The organism is Blastococcus brunescens (assembly GCF_035320885.1).
Taxonomy (GTDB): domain Bacteria; phylum Actinomycetota; class Actinomycetes; order Mycobacteriales; family Geodermatophilaceae; genus Blastococcus_B; species Blastococcus_B brunescens.
The window spans coordinates 1,659,084-1,674,420 of the sequence record NZ_CP141261.1 but is presented as its reverse complement, the minus strand read 5'-3'; the positions used below and the strand labels follow the sequence as shown (position 1 = coordinate 1,674,420).

The following is a 15,337-nucleotide window of genomic DNA, read 5'->3' as shown; positions in this document are numbered from 1 at the left end:
GCGTCGAGCACGAAGGTCTCCCTCCCACCGCCACGCGGCGCTGCTGCACGAAGGTGGGCATGCCGGGCGCCCGCAGGACGTGCAGGCACGCCCAGATCTCCAGCTCGCTCTGGCACCCGTCGGCCAGCAGGTCGACGAGGCGGGACAGCTCGGCGCGACCGCGAAGGGCAGGGTTCCTCGACAGCTCGTACCGCAGCTCGCGAGCCGAGCAGATGCGACGGCGGACGCCGGTGATCGCCGCCGCGCGGATGCCCGCGATCGCCCCTGGCGGGGTGATCGCCCAGGCATCCAACACGGCCCGCTCGGCGGAGCTGACCGCGAGTCCTTCGACCCGACGCCTGTCCGCCCAGGCCCGGGCGGCGCGGTGCACCACCACTCCCGCCGGACCGCGACCGCTGCGCTGCGGGTCCACGCTGATGTGGACGGGACCGGGCGGGTGCTGCGTCAGCTCCCACAGGGCCAGCGCCGTCACGTGACTCGCGACGGCGTCGCGACCGTGGAGTGCCGAGGCCAGCCGGGTCCGCCAGTCCCCGCGGCGCCGGGGAGCGCAAGGACGCCCGGCTGCAGGCGCACGAGCTTTCCGGCGGCCACCCAGTTGCGCAGCGTGCTCCGGCTGACGTGCGCGAGCAGCTCAGGCACCGTGGCCCAGCCGGTCTCTCCCACCAGTCGCCGAAGGTCCCGCGCCACGCCCTCAGCCTGGCGAGCGGCCGGCTCCCGTGGCTGGCTCGTGCGACATCTGTGGACGGCGGTCAGCACTGTGCGCTGATGCGCAGTTCCGAACCGGGGAAGTGCGCATCAGCGCACGATGCGGCCGCGGATCAGCGGGCGAGGAGCTCCGCGAGGACGTCGGCGGCGCGGTCGATGCCTGCACGGTCGACGTCCAGGTGCGTGACCAGGCGGATCTTGCGCGCGCTGACCTGCGACACCAGCACGCCCTGCGCCTTGGCGGCCTCGGCGAGCATGGGCGCGGGGACGTCGTCCAGCACGACCATGTTGGTCTCCACCGTCGACGGGTCGACCCCGAGCCGCTTGGCCAGCAGCTGGGCGTGCTCGTGGTCCTCGGCCAGCCGGGGCAGGTTGTTCTCCAGCGCGTAGGTGCAGGCGGCGGCGAGGACGCCGACCTGGCGCATGCCGCCACCGAGCCGCTTGCGCCAGAGCCGCGCGGTCGCGATCCGCTCCGCCGACGACACCAGCACCGAGCCGACCGGCGTCCCGAGGCCCTTGGAGAAGCAGACCGATGCGGTGTCGGCCAGCCGGCCGTAGGTCGACAGCTCCGTCCCCGAGGCGACGGCGGCGTTCCAGATGCGGGCGCCGTCCAGGTGCACGGCGACACCGGCCTCGCGCGACCAGTTCCAGAGCTCCTGCAGCTCGCCGAGCGGCTGGACCAGCCCGCCGCCGCGGTTGTGCGAGTTCTCGACGGCGACCGCGGCGGTCGCCGTCAGGTGCCAGTTGTCCTTCGGGCGCACCTGGTCGATCAGCTGCTGCGCGTCCAGCCGGCCGCCGGCCGAGACGACCGTGCGCGTCGAGATCCCGAAGATCGCCGCGGCCGCGCCCATCTCGTAGGTGACGACGTGCGCGTCGGCGTCGCAGAGGATCTCCTGGCCCGGCTCGCAGACCAGCCGCATGCCGATCTGGTTGCCCATCGTCCCCGACGGCACGAACAGCGCGGCCTCGTGCCCGAACAGCTCCGCCACCCGCTCCTCGAGCGCGCGGACCGAGGGGTCCTCCTCGTAGACGTCGTCGCCGACCTCCGCCTCGGCCATGGCCCGGCGCATCGCCTCGGACGGCCGGGTGACGGTGTCGGAGCGCAGGTCGACCACGTTGTCACGGCCCCTTGCAGGGACCCGCCGCGAGCCTGCGAGTGGTGGGGGAAAGGGGTCCTTACTCATCCCCGCAGCATCTCCGCCACGAGGAACGCCAGCTCCAGCGACTGCCCGGTGTTCAGCCGCGGGTCGCAGGCCGTCTCGTACCGGCTGTTCAGGTCCTCGTCGCTGATCTCCATCGCGCCGCCGAGGCACTCGGTGACGTCCTCACCGGTCAGCTCGACGTGGATGCCGCCCGGCCACGTGCCCAGCGCCCGGTGGACGTCGAAGAACCCCAGCACCTCGTCGACGACGCGGTCGAAGTGCCGGGTCTTGTAGCCGGTGGAGGACTCGTGGGTGTTGCCGTGCATCGGGTCGCACTGCCACACCACCTGGTGACCGCTGGCGGTCACCTTCTCCACGATCGCCGGCAGGACGTCGCGGATCTTGCCGTTGCCCATCCGGCTGATCAGCGTGAGCTTGCCGGGCAGGCCCTCGGGGTCGAGGCGCTCGACCAGCTCGGTCGCCTGCTCCGGCGTGGTCGTGGGGCCGATCTTCACGCCGATCGGGTTGGCCAGCTTGGAGGCGAACTCGATGTGCGCGCCGTCCATCTGGCGGGTGCGCTCCCCACCCACACGAAGTGCGCCGACGAGGCGTAGGCCCGGCCGTCGTGCACCCGCAGCAACGCGCGCTCGTAGTCGAGGATGAGCGCCTCGTGCGAGTTGTAGAGCTCGACACCGCGCAGGGCGTCGGAGTCGATGCCGCAGGCCTTCATGAACGCCAGGGCACGGTCGATCTCACGGGCGATGACCTCGTACCGGACACCGGCAGGCGAATTCGCGACGAAGTCCTTGTTCCAGTCGTGGACGGCGTGCAGGTCGGCCAGGCCGCCGCGGGCGTAGGCGCGGATCATGTTCATCGCCGCGGCCGAGTTGGCGTACGCGCGGACCAGGCGGTGCGGATCGGGGATCCGCTTCTCCAGCACCGGCTCGAGGTCGTTGACCATGTCGCCCCGGTAGGAGGGCAGGCCGAGGGCGTCGGTGTCCGACGAGCGCGGCTTGGCGTACTGCCCGGCCACCCGCCCGACCTTGACCACCGGCACGCTGGCGCCGTAGGTCAGGACTACGGCCATCTGCAGCAGCGTGCGCGTGGTGCTCTGCAGGTGCGGCTCGGTGTTGAGGTCGAAGGTCTCGGCGCAGTCGCCGCCCTGCAGCAGGAACGCCTTGCCCTGGGCGACGTCGGCCAGCTGCGCGCGCAGACCGTCGATCTCGGCGGGGGCGACGATCGGCGGCACGGTCGACAACGTGCCGAGGACGGCGTCCAGGGCGGCACGGTCGGGCCACTGCGGCTGCTGAGCGGCGGGAAGGTCCTTCCACCGGTCGAGACCGGGTACCAGCTCAGCAGGTTCGGGGAGACTCACACGGCCCAGAGTACGGCGCGGGCGGCCCCGTCCCTGCGGAGCCGGCTCGGCCCCTGCAGGGGCTCGCCGCGAGCGTGCGGGCGGTGGGGGCAGGCGGTCCTTCCTCAGCCGAAGAACACCCCGGCCTCGGCGTACCGCTCCGCCGGGACCAGCTTGAGCTGCGCCGTCGCGGCGCTCAGCGGCACGCGCACGATGTCGGTCCCCTTCAGCGCGACCATCACCCCGGACTGCCCGTCGTGCACGGCGTCGACGGCGGCCAGCCCGAACCGGGTGGCCAGCACCCGGTCGAACGGCGACGGCGTGCCACCTCGCTGGATGTGGCCGAGGACCACGGCCCGCGCCTCGCGACCCGTGCGCTCCTCGATCAGCGCCGCGAGGGCCGCGCCGATCCCGCCCAGGCGCACGTGGCCGAAGGCGTCCTTCTCCCCGTGGACAGCATCAGGTCGCCGTTCCTGGGCTTGGCCCCTCGGACACGACGACGATCGGCGAGTACCCGGACTCGAAGCGGTGCAGGCAGTGGGCGACCACGCCGTCGACGTCGAAGGGGTTCTCCGGGATGAGGATGACGGTGGCCCCGCCCGCCATGCCGGCGTGCAGGGCGATCCAGCCGGCGTGCCGGCCCATGACCTCGACGACCAGCGTGCGGTGGTGGCTGTCGCCGGTGGTGTGCAGCCGGTCGATCGCCTCCATGGCGACGCCGACGGCGGTGTCGAAGCCGAACGTGTAGTCGGTGGAGTCCAGGTCGTTGTCGATGGTCTTGGGGACGCCGACGACAGGGATGCCCGCGTCGGCGAGGCGGGTCGCCACCCCCAGGGTGTCCTCCCCGCCGATCGGCACGAGCGCCTCGATGCCCAGGCGCTCGATCGTCGCCATCACGCGCTCGGGGCCGCCCTCGACGGCGTAGGGATTGGTCCGGGACGTGCCGAGCACCGTGCCGCCGCGCGGCAGGATCCCCGGACGGCGGCCAGGTCCATCGCGACCGTGTCGCCGTCGAGGACGCCGCGCCAGCCGTCGCGGAACCCGACGATCTCGTCGCCGTGCTCGCCGATGCCCTTGCGGACCACGGCCCGGATCACCGCGTTGAGCCCCGGGCAGTCACCGCCGCCGGTCAGGATGCCGATCCGCATGTGCGTTCCTCCGGGAAGGAGTCGAGGTGGCGCGAGGTTGTCGGCGTCATGATGCCGCAGGTCACGGCCGTACAGGCGGGTTCAGCATGATCGCTCTCACCGGAGTCACCGGGACCCTGGGCGGCCGGGTCGCCGCCCGGCTCGCCGCGAGCGGCGCCGGCCCGCTCCGGCTGGTGGTCCGTGACGCCGCCCGGGCGCCTCGCCTGCCGGGCGCCGAGGTCGCTGAGGTTCCTCGTGGATACGCGGACGGTGAGGGTCTCCGGGACGCGCTCCAGGGTGTGGACACCCTCTACCTCGTCTCCGCGGCGGAAGCGGAAGACCGGCTGCTGCAGCACGTCATGGCCGTCACGGGCGCAGCCGCAGCCGGGGTGCAGCGGATCGTCTACACGTCCTTCCTGGCAGCGTCGCCCGACGCGGTCTTCACCCTGGCACGCCAGCACTACTGGACCGAACAGGAGCTCGCAGACACCGGCGTCCGCTGGACCGCCTTGCGGCACTCCATGTATGCCGACTTCGTCCCGTTCTTCGCGACGCCCACACCCGACGGCGCCGTGATCGCAGCGCCGGCACGGGACGGCCGCGCGAGCTTCGTCTCGCGCGACGATCTGGCGGACGTCGCCGCGTCCGTCCTGATGGACACATCCACGGAGCTCGACGGGCAGTGCGTCGACGTGACCGGACCGGAGGCTCTGACGATGGCCGAGGCGGCCTCCGTGCTGGGCGACATCATCGGGCGCCCGGTCCGGTACGAGCACCAGACGGTCGAGGAGGCGTGGGCGACCCGCCGTCCCTCCGGGCATCCGGACTGGGAGATCGAGGGCTGGGTGACCAGCTACCTGGCCATCGCCGCCGGCGAGCTCGCCCCGGTCTCCGACGTCGTCCCCCGGCTGACCGGACGGCCGGCCCGCACCGTCGCCGAGCACCTACGGGGCCACCCGGAGGACTGGGCGCACCTGCGCTAGACGCCGACCACGCCGTCGATGCCCTCGCGGAGCAGGTCCGCGTGCCCGTTGTGGCGGGCGTACTCCTGGATCAGGTGCAGCATCACCAGCCGGAGGGAGTAGGCCGTCCCGTCGCGCCGGTCGACCCCGGTCACGTCGAGGGACGGCGCCGCCTGCTCGATCCGTCGGGCGTGCGCCATCTCCTCCTCCCAGGCGTCGAAGGCCTGCGCCCGATCGGCACCGTCGGCGTCGAAGGCGGCCTGGAAGTCACCGTCGGCCGACCACACCAGCGGGACGTCCTCACCGGCGATCACACGGCGGAACCACGAGCGCTCCACCTCGGCCATGTGCCGCACGAGGCCGAGGAGGGAGAGGGTCGACGGCGGCCTGGAACGGCGTCGTAGCTCCTCGTCGGACAGCCCGGCGCACGTCAGCACCAGCGTCGCCCGGTGCCAGTCGAGGTAGCCGCGCAGCGTCTCCCGCTCGTCACCGGTGAGCGGTGGCTCTATCCGTTCGTCGGTCACGTCCCCATCCTGGCGGGCCGGCCGCGCCGGGTGTCGGTCCGGTCACGAATCGCTCGCTCCGTACGGGCGCTGCTCGCGGCTGCCGAGAGACGGAACGACAGCAGAACAACCGCGGCAATGACACGAAGGACGAACGCGACATGCGCAGGACCGCGATGCCGGGCTGGGCCGACCCCACAGGCTGGGGCATCAGGACGAAGGTGGTGGCGCTCGCCGTGGCCAGCGTCGCCGTGACGGGCGTCGCCATGGGCGGGGTCAGTGCCTGGCAGAGCGGCATGTTCGCCGACGACGCCGAGACCGACGTCCGGGCGCTCGTCGAGCAGGACATCTCCCGCACTGCCGCCGGGGTCTACGACGTCGTCTCCACCCAGGGCGCGTCCACCGCGGCGAAGGTCGACTCCGACCTCGCCGCCGCGCAGTACGTGCTGCAGCAGGCCGGCGGCTTCTCCATCGACGACCCCGACGAGGGGCTGGTCACGTGGGAGGCGAAGAACCAGATGAGCGGCGAGGTGACGCCGGTGGCCCTCCCCGCGTCCTGATCGGCGACGCGTGGCTCGGCCAGAACAGCGACGTCGCCGTCCCGACGCCGGTGGTCGACACGATCAAGTCCATGGTCGGCGCGACCGTGACCATCTTCCAGAAGACCCCGGAAGGCAACTTCCTCAGGGTGGCCACCAATGTGCAGGCAGCCTCCGGCGCCCGCGCGATCGGCACCTTCATCCCCGCGGTCAACCCTGACGGCACACCCAACCCGGTCGCGGCCGCCGTGAGCAGCGGGCAGACCTTCCGCGGCAACGCGTTCGTGGTCAACGCCTGGCTCGTGTCCGCCTACGCCCCGCTGACCAACCCGGCCGGCGAGGTGATCGGCGTGCTCTACGTCGGCGTCAAGCAGGAGAACCTGCCCGCCCTGCGGGAGAGCCTCGACGAGACCGTCGTCGGCGACACCGGGCACATCGAGGTCTACGGCGGCACCGGCTCGATCGCCGGCAGCGTGCTGATCAGCCCCGACGGCGTGCGGGACGGCGAGAACATGCTGGCGGCCACCGATGCCGAGGGCACGCCCTACGTGCAGCAGATGGTCGAGGCGGCCGTCGGCCTGGCGGACGGTGAGCAGGCGACCGTCCGGTACCTCGACCCCGACGCCGGGCCGACGACGGTGCGCCTCAGCTACTACGCCCCGTGGGACTGGGTGATCGCCGCCGTCGCGCGCGACGGTGACTTCTCCGGCCCGGTGGACTCGCTGGCGGACGGCCGGTCGTCGATGCTGATGGCCCTGCTCGTGGCCGGCCTGGCGATCGCCGCCCTGGGCGCTGCGGTCGCCTACTGGATCGGTCGCCGGCTCACCGGCCCGCTGCACCACCTGCGCGACCGGATGGCCGAGATCGCCGACGGCGAGGGTGACCTGACCCAGCGGATGGACGACTCGCGCTCCGACGAGGTCGGCCAGCTCTCGGCGGCGTTCAACCGGTTCGTCGACAAGGTCGCCGGGACGGTGCGCGACATCGGCCGGTGCGCCCAGGACGTCGCCGCCTCGGCGGCGGGGGTGTCCACGGTCGCCGACGGCCTGGCCCAGCGTGCGGCCCGCAGCCGCGACCAGGCGCAGGGCGCGCACTCGTCGGCCGCCGAGATCAGCACGAGCGTCTCCGCCGCCGCGGCGGGCGCCCAGGAGATGGGTGCCTCGATCTCCGAGATCGCCCGCAGCGCGGCCGAGGCCGCAGACGTGGGCCGTCAGGCCGCCGACCTGGCGCAGCAGACCGAGGCCACCATCGCCGCCCTCGGGGCCAGCTCGGCCGAGATCGGCGACGTGGTCAAGGTGATCTCGGGCGTGGCCGAGCAGACCAACCTGCTCGCGCTCAACGCGACCATCGAGGCCGCGCGGGCCGGTGACGCGGGCAAGGGCTTCGCCGTCGTCGCCAACGAGGTCAAGGAGCTGGCCCAGGAGGCCGGCAAGGCCAGCGAGGAGATCGCCCAGCGGGTGCAGGGCATCCAGGGCGAGACCACCGCCGCGGTGCGCGCGATCGCCCAGATCGCCGAGGTCGTGCGGGCGATCAACGACCACCAGACGACGATCGCCAGCGCCGTCGAGGAGCAGACCGCGACCACCAGCGAGCTGACCCGCAGCGTGGCGGCCGCGGCCGACGGGGCCGGCTCCGTGACGACGACGCTGACCTCGGTGAGCCAGGACGCCGACGACAGCGCCGCCGACGTGGAGCGGGCGCGCACGGCCGCGCAGGAGCTGGACGGCCTGTCCCGCGAGCTCAACCGCCTGCTCGGGGTCTTCACCGTCTGAACCCGGGAGCGGCCGCCGTCGTGCGCCGGTCCACCTCATCGCTCGCCGATGACGTGGACCGGCGCACGGTCGCGGCGCCTCAGCCGGTCGCCATGGACCAGACGGTGGGCCCGTCGCCGGCGAGGCGGACCTCGTGCCGCACCGACAGCCCGTGCGCCTCGTAGAACGGCACGTTGGCCGGGTTCATGGTGTCCAGGCACGCCACGAGGCCCTCGCCCCGGGCCGCAGCGACGCCCTCGTCGAGCAGTCGCCCGCCGAGCCCTTCACCCCGGCACGCGGGATCGACCCCCAGCAGGTGGAGGTAGGCGTGCGGCTCGGCCGGCCGCAGCTCCCCGAGCACCGCCATGGCGCCGCCGATCTCCGCCGCGCGGCCGGCACCCATCACTGCCGTCATGAGCCCGCCGAGCGTGGGCAGCTGCTCCGGCTCTGCCGCGCCGCCGTCCTCCTGGCCGGGCCGCTGCCACATGGCGACGGCGACCGGATGGTCGCGCCGGACGACGTCGACCCGGCCGACGGCCAGGTAGTGCTCGGCGAACAGACCGAACATGACGGCGCAGGCGTGCGGTCGCACCTCGTCGTCCGGGAAGAACCAGACCATCAACGGGTCCTGGACGAACGCCCGGGCGAGGAGGGTGCGCGCCTCGACGGCGCTGAGCTCGGCCACGGCGGGCAGCCTGTCGGAGGTCCCTCCCGCCGCCAAGGCCTCCGGCCGCGGTCAGCGGCGGGCCGCCTCCATCGCGTTCCAGCGCTCGAGGTTGTAGCGGGCGTCGACCAGCGCGTCGTGCGTGCCGGTGGGCTTGGGCGGCAGGACCGGCTGCCCGACGTCGTCCCACCGCTGGCGCAGCTCGCGGGTGAACCGCGGGATCGGCCGGGGCAGCGCCGGCATCGCGCCCCACAGCTGGCACAGCGCGACGTGGTCGTAGGCGCCGAACCAGGCCCAGAGCTCGATCTCCTCGCCCGGTCCGGTGAGGAAGGCGAGCAGGTCCTCGCGGATGCGCTCGCGGCTGCGCCAGGCGTTGTCGGCCGGGGGTGGCAGCTGGTCCAGGACGTTGCGCCGCACCCACGGGATGGCCTTGTCCGGGTCGAACTGGGTGCTGACGGCGTAGAACTCCCGGCCCGCCTCGTCGACGACGCCGATGGAGACGAGGTCGATGGTGGTGCCGTCCTCGATGAACTCGGTGTCGTAGAAGAAGCGCCGCACGACACCCACCGTAGGTGGCGTTAGGTTCGCCCCCATGCCGGTTCTCGCCATCGACGCAGGTACGACCGGGGTGACCGCGCTGGTCGTGGGCGAGCAGGGCGACGTCCTGGCCCGCGGCTACCGCGAGTTCGCGCAGCTGTTCCCCCGCCCCGGCTGGGTCGAGCACGAGCCCGACGACATCTGGACGGCGACGGTCGCGGCGTGCCGGGAGGCGCTGGCCGCCACCGACCTGGAGCCGACCTGCATCGGGCTCACCGACCAGCGGGAGACCGCCGTCGTCTGGGACCGCCGCACCCTGCACTCCCCGCGGCCGGCGATCGTCTGGCAGGACCGCCGCACCACCGGCATCTGCGACCGGCTGCGCGCGGACGAGGAACGGGTCTCCCAGCTGACCGGCCTGCGCCTGGACCCCTACTTCACGGGCACGAAGTTCGCCTGGCTGGCCGAGCACGAGCCCCGGGTGTGGTCCGGCGTCCGCGACGGCTCGCTCGCCCTGGGCACCGTCGACTCCTACGTCATCGCCCGGCTCACCGGCGGGGCGGCGCACGTCACCGACCCGAGCAATGCCAGCCGCACGCTGCTCTACGACCTGGAGAAAGGGGCTGGTCCGACGAGCTGTGCGACCTGTTCGACGTCCCCCGGGCCGCCCTGCCGGACCTCGTGCCGAGCTCGGGCGTCGTCGGCACCACCGACCCCGACGCCTTCCTCGGGCTGACGCTGCCGATCGCCGGGATCGCCGGTGACCAGCAGGCCGCGCTGTTCGGGCAGGCCTGCTACTCCCCGGCATGAGCAAGTGCACCTACGGCACGGGTTCGTTCGTGCTCACCAACACCGGATCCGAGGTCATCCGCTCGGATGCCGGCCTGCTCACCACCGTCGCCTGGGATCTCGGCGACGGGCTGGTCTACGCCCTCGAGGGCGCGATCTTCGTGACCGGCGCCGCGGTCCAGTGGCTGCGCGACGGGCTGGGCCTCATCGACTCCGCGAACGAGATCGAGGGGCTGGCGCGCACGGTGCCCGACTCCGGCGACGTCGTCTTCGTGCCGGCGCTGACCGGCATGGGTGCCCCGCACTGGGATCCGCACGCCCGCGGCGCGATCCTCGGCATCACCCGCGGCACCACGCGGGCGCACCTCGCCCGGGCCACCCTCGAGGCGATCGCGTTCGAGGTGCGCGACGTCGTCGACGTGATGGTCGACGAGGCCGGGCTGGAGGTACCGGAGCTCTCGGCCGACGGCGGGGCGAGCGCCAACGACCTGCTCCTGCAGTTGCAGGCCGACCAGCTCGGCGTGCCCGTCCGCCGTCCGAAGGTCACCGAGACGACGGCGCTCGGCGCGGCCTTCCTCGCCGGCCTGGGCACGGGCGTGTGGGGCAGCACCGACGAGCTGGCGCAGACCTGGGCGCTGGACCGCCGGTTCGAGCCCGAGGACGGCCGCCGCGACGACGGCCGGCACGCCCGCTGGCGTGCCGCCGTCCCCGTGCCGGCGGCTGGACCAGCTGAGCCCGCCCGGCCGGGGGCCGGGGCTCGGCGATCAGCAGTTCTCCTCCTCGAACGCCAGGATCCGCTGCTCGGCCGCGGACGCGGCCCCGGCGTCGGTGCTCTGCCCGGTCGAGGCCCGTGCCCGCATGTCGTCGAGGAACACCGGGACGTCGTCGGCGATCGCGTCGGGGGCCACCTCGACCAGTTCCTCGAGCTGCGCCGACCCCTGGTCCAGGAGCTGCTGCTCCCGGCGCATGTACTCCTCCGGCGGAGCATCCTGCGGCACGTCGGCGAAGACCTGCTCGCCGAGCGCCTCCAGCTCGGCGACCAGCTCGCAGTAGCGCTCGGCGTCCCCTCCCTCCGGGGCCGAGGGGCCGCCGAGGTCGACGGGTCCTCCGCCGAGGCGGTCGCTGCAGGTTCGTCGTCGCCACAGCCGGCCAGGGCGAGCGCGAGGCCGGCGGAGAGGACGACGGGGGCGAGGCGGGACAGGTTCACGGTGGTCCTCCGGGTGCTCTGGTGGGTGCACCGAGAGTGGGTCCGGCGCAGGCCCCGCGTCGTCGGCCGCGGGAACCGTTCCGGGGTCGTTCCCGGGGAGGACGTGCACCGGCCCGCAGGACGATGTGCGGGATGGCCCGCGCTCGGTACGTTCCGCGCCGTGAGCGCCGTCGAGCAACGCTGGCCGCGGTGGGCCGACCCCGCGATCGCCGCGGCCGTCGCGGTGATCGCGGTGGTGGAGCTCGGCGTGATGGATCCTCCGCCGCCCCTCTGGCAGTACCCGCTCGCTCTGCTGATGGCAGGGGCGCTGGCCGTGCGACGGCGCATTCCGAACATCGTGCTCGTGGCGGTGCTGGGAGCCATCCTGGTCATGCAGTGGAACCGCCTCGATCTGGACGGCGCGTACGTACCGCTCACCCTCTACCCGGCCTTCTACTCCGTGGGCGCCCACCGGCCGCTGCGTCCGGCCGTGGCGGGGCTCGTGGCCGGGCTCGCGCTCCTCGCGATCGGCGCCCGGCTCGAGGACGTGCCGATCGGTGACTACGTCTTCATCGGGGTCATCGGCCTGGCCTTCTGGGGCGCCGGGGCGGCGATCCGCGCCCGCATCGCCGCCGCGGTCGAGGCGCAGAAGCGGGCCACGCTGGCAGAGGAACGGCAGCAGCACACGGCCGCGGAGGCCGTCGTCGCCGAACGCGCCCGGATCGCCCGCGAGCTGCACGACGTGGTGGCGCACTCGGTGAGCGTGATGGTCATGCAGGCCGGTGCGCTGCGGCGGATGCTGCCGGCCGAGCAGCTCCGAGAGCTCGGCGTCGCCGCGACGGTGGAGCGCACCGGGCGGGAGGCGCTGGTCGAGCTGCGCCGGATGCTGGGGCTGCTGCGCGACGACGACGACCGGGTTCCGCTGGCGCCCCAGCCGGGGCTGGCGCGGGTCCCAGAGCTGGTGGAGAGCACCGAGGCCGCAGGGGTGCCAGTGACGCTGCGGATGGACGACCCGCCCACGGTCCTCAGCCCGGGCGTGGACCTGTGCGCCTTCCGCATCGTGCAGGAGTCGCTGACCAACGTGATCAAGCACGCCGGGCCGGCCTCGGTGCGCGTCGACGTCCGGTTCCCGGCCGGGGAGGTGACCGTCGACGTGGTCGACGACGGGCGCGGAGGGACGCCGGCCGCCGACGGCGGGCACGGCCTGCTGGGCATGCGGGAGCGCGTGGCGGTGTTCGGCGGCCTGCTCTCGGCCGGCCCGGAGCCGACCGGCGGGTTCGGCGTCCGGGCGACGCTGCCCCTGGAGCCCCGGTGACCCGGGTGCTCCTGGCCGACGACCAGGCGGTCATCCGCTACGGGCTGCGGCTGATCCTCGAGGGCGAGCCGGACCTGGAGGTCGCCGGCGAGGCCGCCGACGGGGAGGCGGCCGTCGCCGCGGTGCAGCGGTTGCGGCCGGACGTCGTCCTCATGGACATCCGCATGCCCCGGCTGGACGGGATCGGGGCGGTCCGCCGCATCGTCGCCTCGGGGGTGCCGACGCGCGCGCTGATGCTGACGACCTTCGACCTGGACGACTACGTCTTCGACGCCCTCCGCGCCGGCGCGAGCGGATTCCTGCTCAAGGACGCACCTCCGGAGGAGCTCGTCACCGCCGTCCGGCTCGTCGCCGCCGGCGAGGCACTGCTGGCGCCCTCGGTGACCCGGCGGGTGATCGAGGAGTTCGCCCGCCGTCCGGCGCCGGCCAGGGACGGCGGCACCCACGAGACCCTGACCGCCCGGGAGCTGGAGGTGCTCCGGCTGGTCGCCCGGGGATTGACCAACGACGAGATCGCCGCCGAGCTCTTCCTCAGCCGCACGACCGTGAAGACCCACGTCGCCCGCGTCCTGGCCAAGCTGGGCCTGCGCGACCGGGTGCAGGCGGTCGTGCACGCCTACGAGCACGGCCTGGCGTCCGGCGATCGCTGACGGCGCAGTGGGACCGCCACGCCGATGGGTGACCCGCTCCCGTCCACTGGTGTGATCGACTGCTGCCGGGTGAGGCTGCCCGGAGGAGGTGCTCCCCATGGGCCTGCAGGTCGCTGATCACGACGCGTTCCAGCGCCGCGAATGGAAGGCCGAACGCATCGGCTGGGTGCTGATGGTGCTCCTCGTCGTCGCGGCACTCGTCGGCCTGCTCGGGGGCCAGGACTGCTGAGCTGGGCCACGACGACGGGGACCGACGGCCTGGTGCAGGTGGACTACCAGCGCTTCGGCCATCACGAGGCCGACGACTCGGTGACGGTCACCGTGGCACCGGGGGCGTCACCAGCGACTCTGTCGACGTCGAGCTGGCCGGGAGCTGGGTCCAGGCGATGGACGTCACCGGCATCAGCCCAGAGCCCCAGGAGCAGGTCATGACCCCGTACGGGCTGCGCCTCACCTTCGCGACCGAACCCGGTACCGAGCTGTCGGCCGAGATCGCCTTCCGCGCCCATGCGTACGGCAGCGTCGAGGGCGGCGTGCGGTTCGACGGCCGGACGGTGTCGTTCGACCAGTTCGTCTACCCCTGACCCGAGGAGCCTCCTGTGGATGCGGTCCTGCGCGCGCTGGCCATCTATCTGATCCTCATGCTGCTCTTCCGTCTGTCGGGCAAACGGACGCTGGGACAGGTCACGACCTTCGACTTCGTGTTGCTGCTGGTCGTCGGCGAGGCCACCCAGCAGGCCCTGCTGGGCGAGGACTTCTCCATCACCCAGGCCGCCGTGGTGATCGCCACCCTCATCGGTCTGGACCGGGCGTCGGACTACTTCTCCTGGCGGTTCGGACCGTTCAAGCGGGTCACCGAGAGCGTGCCGGTCGTCCTGGTGAACAAGGGCAAGCTGCTGCACGACGTTCTGCGGCGGGAGCACATCTCCGAGGACGACATCATGTCGTCGGCGCGCGCCACCCAGGGCCTGGAGAACCTCGACCAGGTCAAGTACGCGATCATGGAGACCTCCGGCGGCATCAGCATCGTGCCGACCGACGAGGCACGGCGCGGTTCCTGACCAGCCCGTCGCGGCCCCCTGCAGGGTCCCGCCACCGGCCCCGTCCAGAGGCTCGCCCCGAGCGTGCGAGGGCTGAGGAGGACGAGGTCCTTCCACGGTGGGGGGCAGGGGGTCCTTGCTCAGGCGGCGGGCCTGTCCTTGCGCTGGGCACCGACGGAGTTCGTGCCGAACTCCTGGCCGTTCAGCGCCGCGATGTCCCGCTCGAGCTGGGGCACCCGCTTGGCCGACACGGCCAACGCCACCTTCTCGGCGACGACGCCCGTCACCAGCTGGCGCAGCGCCGAGACGACGCCGACCGAGCCGGGGACGAAGACCCGCCGCCCGCGGGTCTCCAGGTTCTCCACGAGCGCGTCGGCGCAGGCCTCGACCGAGGTGAAGGCGCCCAGCGGGCCGGGCAGCTGCTTGCGGGTGGCCTTGAACGTCGGCAGCGCCGCCTCGGTGTCGCGCACCATGTCGGTGTCGATCCATGTCGGGTGGGCGCTGGCCACGGTGACACCGCGGTAGGCGACCTCCAGGCGGAGCGCGTCGCCGAACCGCTCGACCCCGGCCTTGGATGCGCAGTACGCGCTCATGCCCGGCAGCACGGTGAAGGCGGCCGCGGAGCTGATCAGCTGCACGTGGCCCTTGCGCTTCGCGATCTCCGGCAGCGCCGCGTGCGCCGTGAGCATCGTGCCGATCAGGTTCACCTCGATGGTGCGCGCGAGCGCGTGCGCCGACGACGTCATCACGGTGGTCAGCGGGGCGATGCCGGCATTGGCGACGACGATGTCCAGCCCGCCGAAGGTGTCCACGGCGCGCTGGACGGCCGCCTTCAGCGCGTCGGGGTCGGTGACGTCGGCCTCCACCCACAGGTGCTCGGGGCCGAGCTCGTCGGCGACCTTCGCCAGTTGCTCCGGCTCCAGCCCGACGAGCGCCACGCGCGCCCCCGCGCGGCGGCGCGCCGCGCCAGCTCCGCACCGATGCCGCGGGCCGCTCCGGTGATCAGCACCGCCTTGCCGACCAGGGGGTGCGGGGACGCTGCCTGCGGAATGACGCCATGGGTGCTCCTCGAT

The 15,337-nt window shown here is 73.2% G+C and carries 16 protein-coding genes and 3 pseudogenes; 10 read left to right on the top strand and 9 right to left on the bottom strand.

Annotated elements, in window-relative coordinates; all coding sequences use genetic code 11:
- Positions 1 to 59: 59 nt before the first annotated feature.
- A complete protein-coding gene (locus tag U6N30_RS11075) occupies positions 60 to 476 on the top strand; it encodes a hypothetical protein (protein ID WP_324277349.1) in 417 nt (138 codons plus the stop codon).
- On the opposite strand, the gene U6N30_RS11070 is transcribed toward U6N30_RS11075, so the two are convergent.
- The 5 genes and pseudogenes from U6N30_RS11070 to U6N30_RS11050 all read right to left on the bottom strand — a co-directional run bounded on the left by U6N30_RS11070 (position 469) and on the right by U6N30_RS11050 (position 4,349).
- Entirely contained in the window at positions 469 to 639 is a 171-nt protein-coding gene (locus U6N30_RS11070; RefSeq protein WP_324277348.1) for a hypothetical protein, read from the bottom strand. The genes U6N30_RS11075 and U6N30_RS11070 overlap by 8 nt on opposite strands.
- 179 nt (positions 640 to 818) lie before the next feature.
- Entirely contained in the window at positions 819 to 1,820 is a 1,002-nt protein-coding gene (locus U6N30_RS11065) for a threonine aldolase family protein (protein ID WP_324277347.1), read from the bottom strand.
- Positions 1,821 to 1,885: 65 nt separating this feature from the next.
- Positions 1,886 to 3,222: pseudogene (locus U6N30_RS11060) on the bottom strand (class II 3-deoxy-7-phosphoheptulonate synthase).
- A 104-nt stretch (positions 3,223 to 3,326) separates the two neighbouring features.
- Complete coding sequence (locus U6N30_RS11055) at positions 3,327 to 3,626, bottom strand: 6-phosphofructokinase (protein ID WP_324277346.1); 300 nt, start codon at positions 3,624 to 3,626, stop codon at positions 3,327 to 3,329.
- A 34-nt stretch (positions 3,627 to 3,660) separates the two neighbouring features.
- Positions 3,661 to 4,349, bottom strand: a pseudogene (locus U6N30_RS11050) (ATP-dependent 6-phosphofructokinase).
- A gap of 86 nt (positions 4,350 to 4,435) precedes the next feature.
- On the opposite strand from U6N30_RS11050, the gene U6N30_RS11045 reads away from it, so the two are divergent.
- Positions 4,436 to 5,311 (top strand): SDR family oxidoreductase, encoded by an 876-nt coding sequence (locus U6N30_RS11045; RefSeq protein ID WP_324277345.1) that lies wholly within the window; start codon positions 4,436 to 4,438, stop codon positions 5,309 to 5,311.
- Here U6N30_RS11045 and U6N30_RS11040 read toward each other — a convergent pair.
- Complete coding sequence (locus U6N30_RS11040) at positions 5,308 to 5,814, bottom strand: DinB family protein (RefSeq protein WP_324277344.1); 507 nt, start codon at positions 5,812 to 5,814, stop codon at positions 5,308 to 5,310. The two genes, U6N30_RS11045 and U6N30_RS11040, sit on opposite strands and share 4 nt — an antisense overlap.
- Before the next feature lie 140 nt (positions 5,815 to 5,954).
- Here U6N30_RS11040 and U6N30_RS11035 point away from each other — a divergent pair, with 140 nt between their 5' ends.
- Together U6N30_RS11035 and U6N30_RS11030 are read left to right on the top strand one after the other, a co-directional pair.
- Complete coding sequence (locus U6N30_RS11035; RefSeq protein ID WP_324277343.1) at positions 5,955 to 6,353, top strand: Cache 3/Cache 2 fusion domain-containing protein; 399 nt, start codon at positions 5,955 to 5,957, stop codon at positions 6,351 to 6,353.
- Positions 6,293 to 8,104 carry a methyl-accepting chemotaxis protein gene (locus tag U6N30_RS11030; RefSeq protein ID WP_324277342.1) on the top strand — a complete coding sequence of 604 codons (1,812 nt, stop codon included), beginning with the start codon at positions 6,293 to 6,295 and terminating at the stop codon, positions 8,102 to 8,104. The genes U6N30_RS11035 and U6N30_RS11030 overlap by 61 nt, the downstream gene beginning before the upstream one ends.
- A gap of 79 nt (positions 8,105 to 8,183) precedes the next feature.
- On the opposite strand, the gene U6N30_RS11025 is transcribed toward U6N30_RS11030, so the two are convergent.
- A complete protein-coding gene (locus U6N30_RS11025) occupies positions 8,184 to 8,768 on the bottom strand; it encodes a GNAT family N-acetyltransferase (RefSeq protein WP_324277341.1) in 585 nt (194 codons plus the stop codon).
- Positions 8,769 to 8,819: 51 nt separating this feature from the next.
- Positions 8,820 to 9,305 carry a polyadenylate-specific 3'-exoribonuclease AS gene (locus U6N30_RS11020; RefSeq protein WP_324277340.1) on the bottom strand — a complete coding sequence of 162 codons (486 nt, stop codon included), beginning with the start codon at positions 9,303 to 9,305 and terminating at the stop codon, positions 8,820 to 8,822.
- Between the two features lie 34 nt (positions 9,306 to 9,339).
- Between U6N30_RS11020 and U6N30_RS11015 the strand changes: the two are divergent.
- From U6N30_RS11015 to U6N30_RS10985, 6 genes and pseudogenes are all read left to right on the top strand, one after another.
- A pseudogene (locus tag U6N30_RS11015) lies at positions 9,340 to 10,094 on the top strand (FGGY family carbohydrate kinase).
- Complete coding sequence (locus U6N30_RS11005; RefSeq protein WP_324277338.1) at positions 10,091 to 12,574, top strand: FGGY-family carbohydrate kinase; 2,484 nt, start codon at positions 10,091 to 10,093, stop codon at positions 12,572 to 12,574. The pseudogene U6N30_RS11015 and the gene U6N30_RS11005 overlap by 4 nt, the downstream one beginning before the upstream one ends.
- Entirely contained in the window at positions 12,571 to 13,224 is a 654-nt protein-coding gene (locus U6N30_RS11000; protein WP_324277337.1) for a response regulator transcription factor, read from the top strand. Before U6N30_RS11005 ends, U6N30_RS11000 begins: the two co-directional genes overlap by 4 nt.
- A 97-nt stretch (positions 13,225 to 13,321) precedes the next feature.
- A complete protein-coding gene (locus U6N30_RS10995; RefSeq protein WP_324277336.1) occupies positions 13,322 to 13,453 on the top strand; it encodes a hypothetical protein in 132 nt (43 codons plus the stop codon).
- A gap of 157 nt (positions 13,454 to 13,610) precedes the next feature.
- The gene (locus U6N30_RS10990; RefSeq protein WP_324277335.1) at positions 13,611 to 13,808 is read left to right on the top strand and encodes a hypothetical protein; all 198 of its coding nucleotides are present in this window, start codon (positions 13,611 to 13,613) and stop codon (positions 13,806 to 13,808) included.
- Positions 13,809 to 13,823: 15 nt separating this feature from the next.
- A complete protein-coding gene (locus tag U6N30_RS10985; protein WP_324277334.1) occupies positions 13,824 to 14,285 on the top strand; it encodes a DUF421 domain-containing protein in 462 nt (153 codons plus the stop codon).
- A gap of 119 nt (positions 14,286 to 14,404) precedes the next feature.
- Here U6N30_RS10985 and U6N30_RS10980 read toward each other — a convergent pair whose 3' ends face one another.
- Positions 14,405 to 15,202 carry a short-chain dehydrogenase/reductase gene (locus U6N30_RS10980; RefSeq protein ID WP_324277333.1) on the bottom strand — a complete coding sequence of 266 codons (798 nt, stop codon included), beginning with the start codon at positions 15,200 to 15,202 and terminating at the stop codon, positions 14,405 to 14,407.
- Between the last annotated feature and the right edge of the window lie 135 nt (positions 15,203 to 15,337).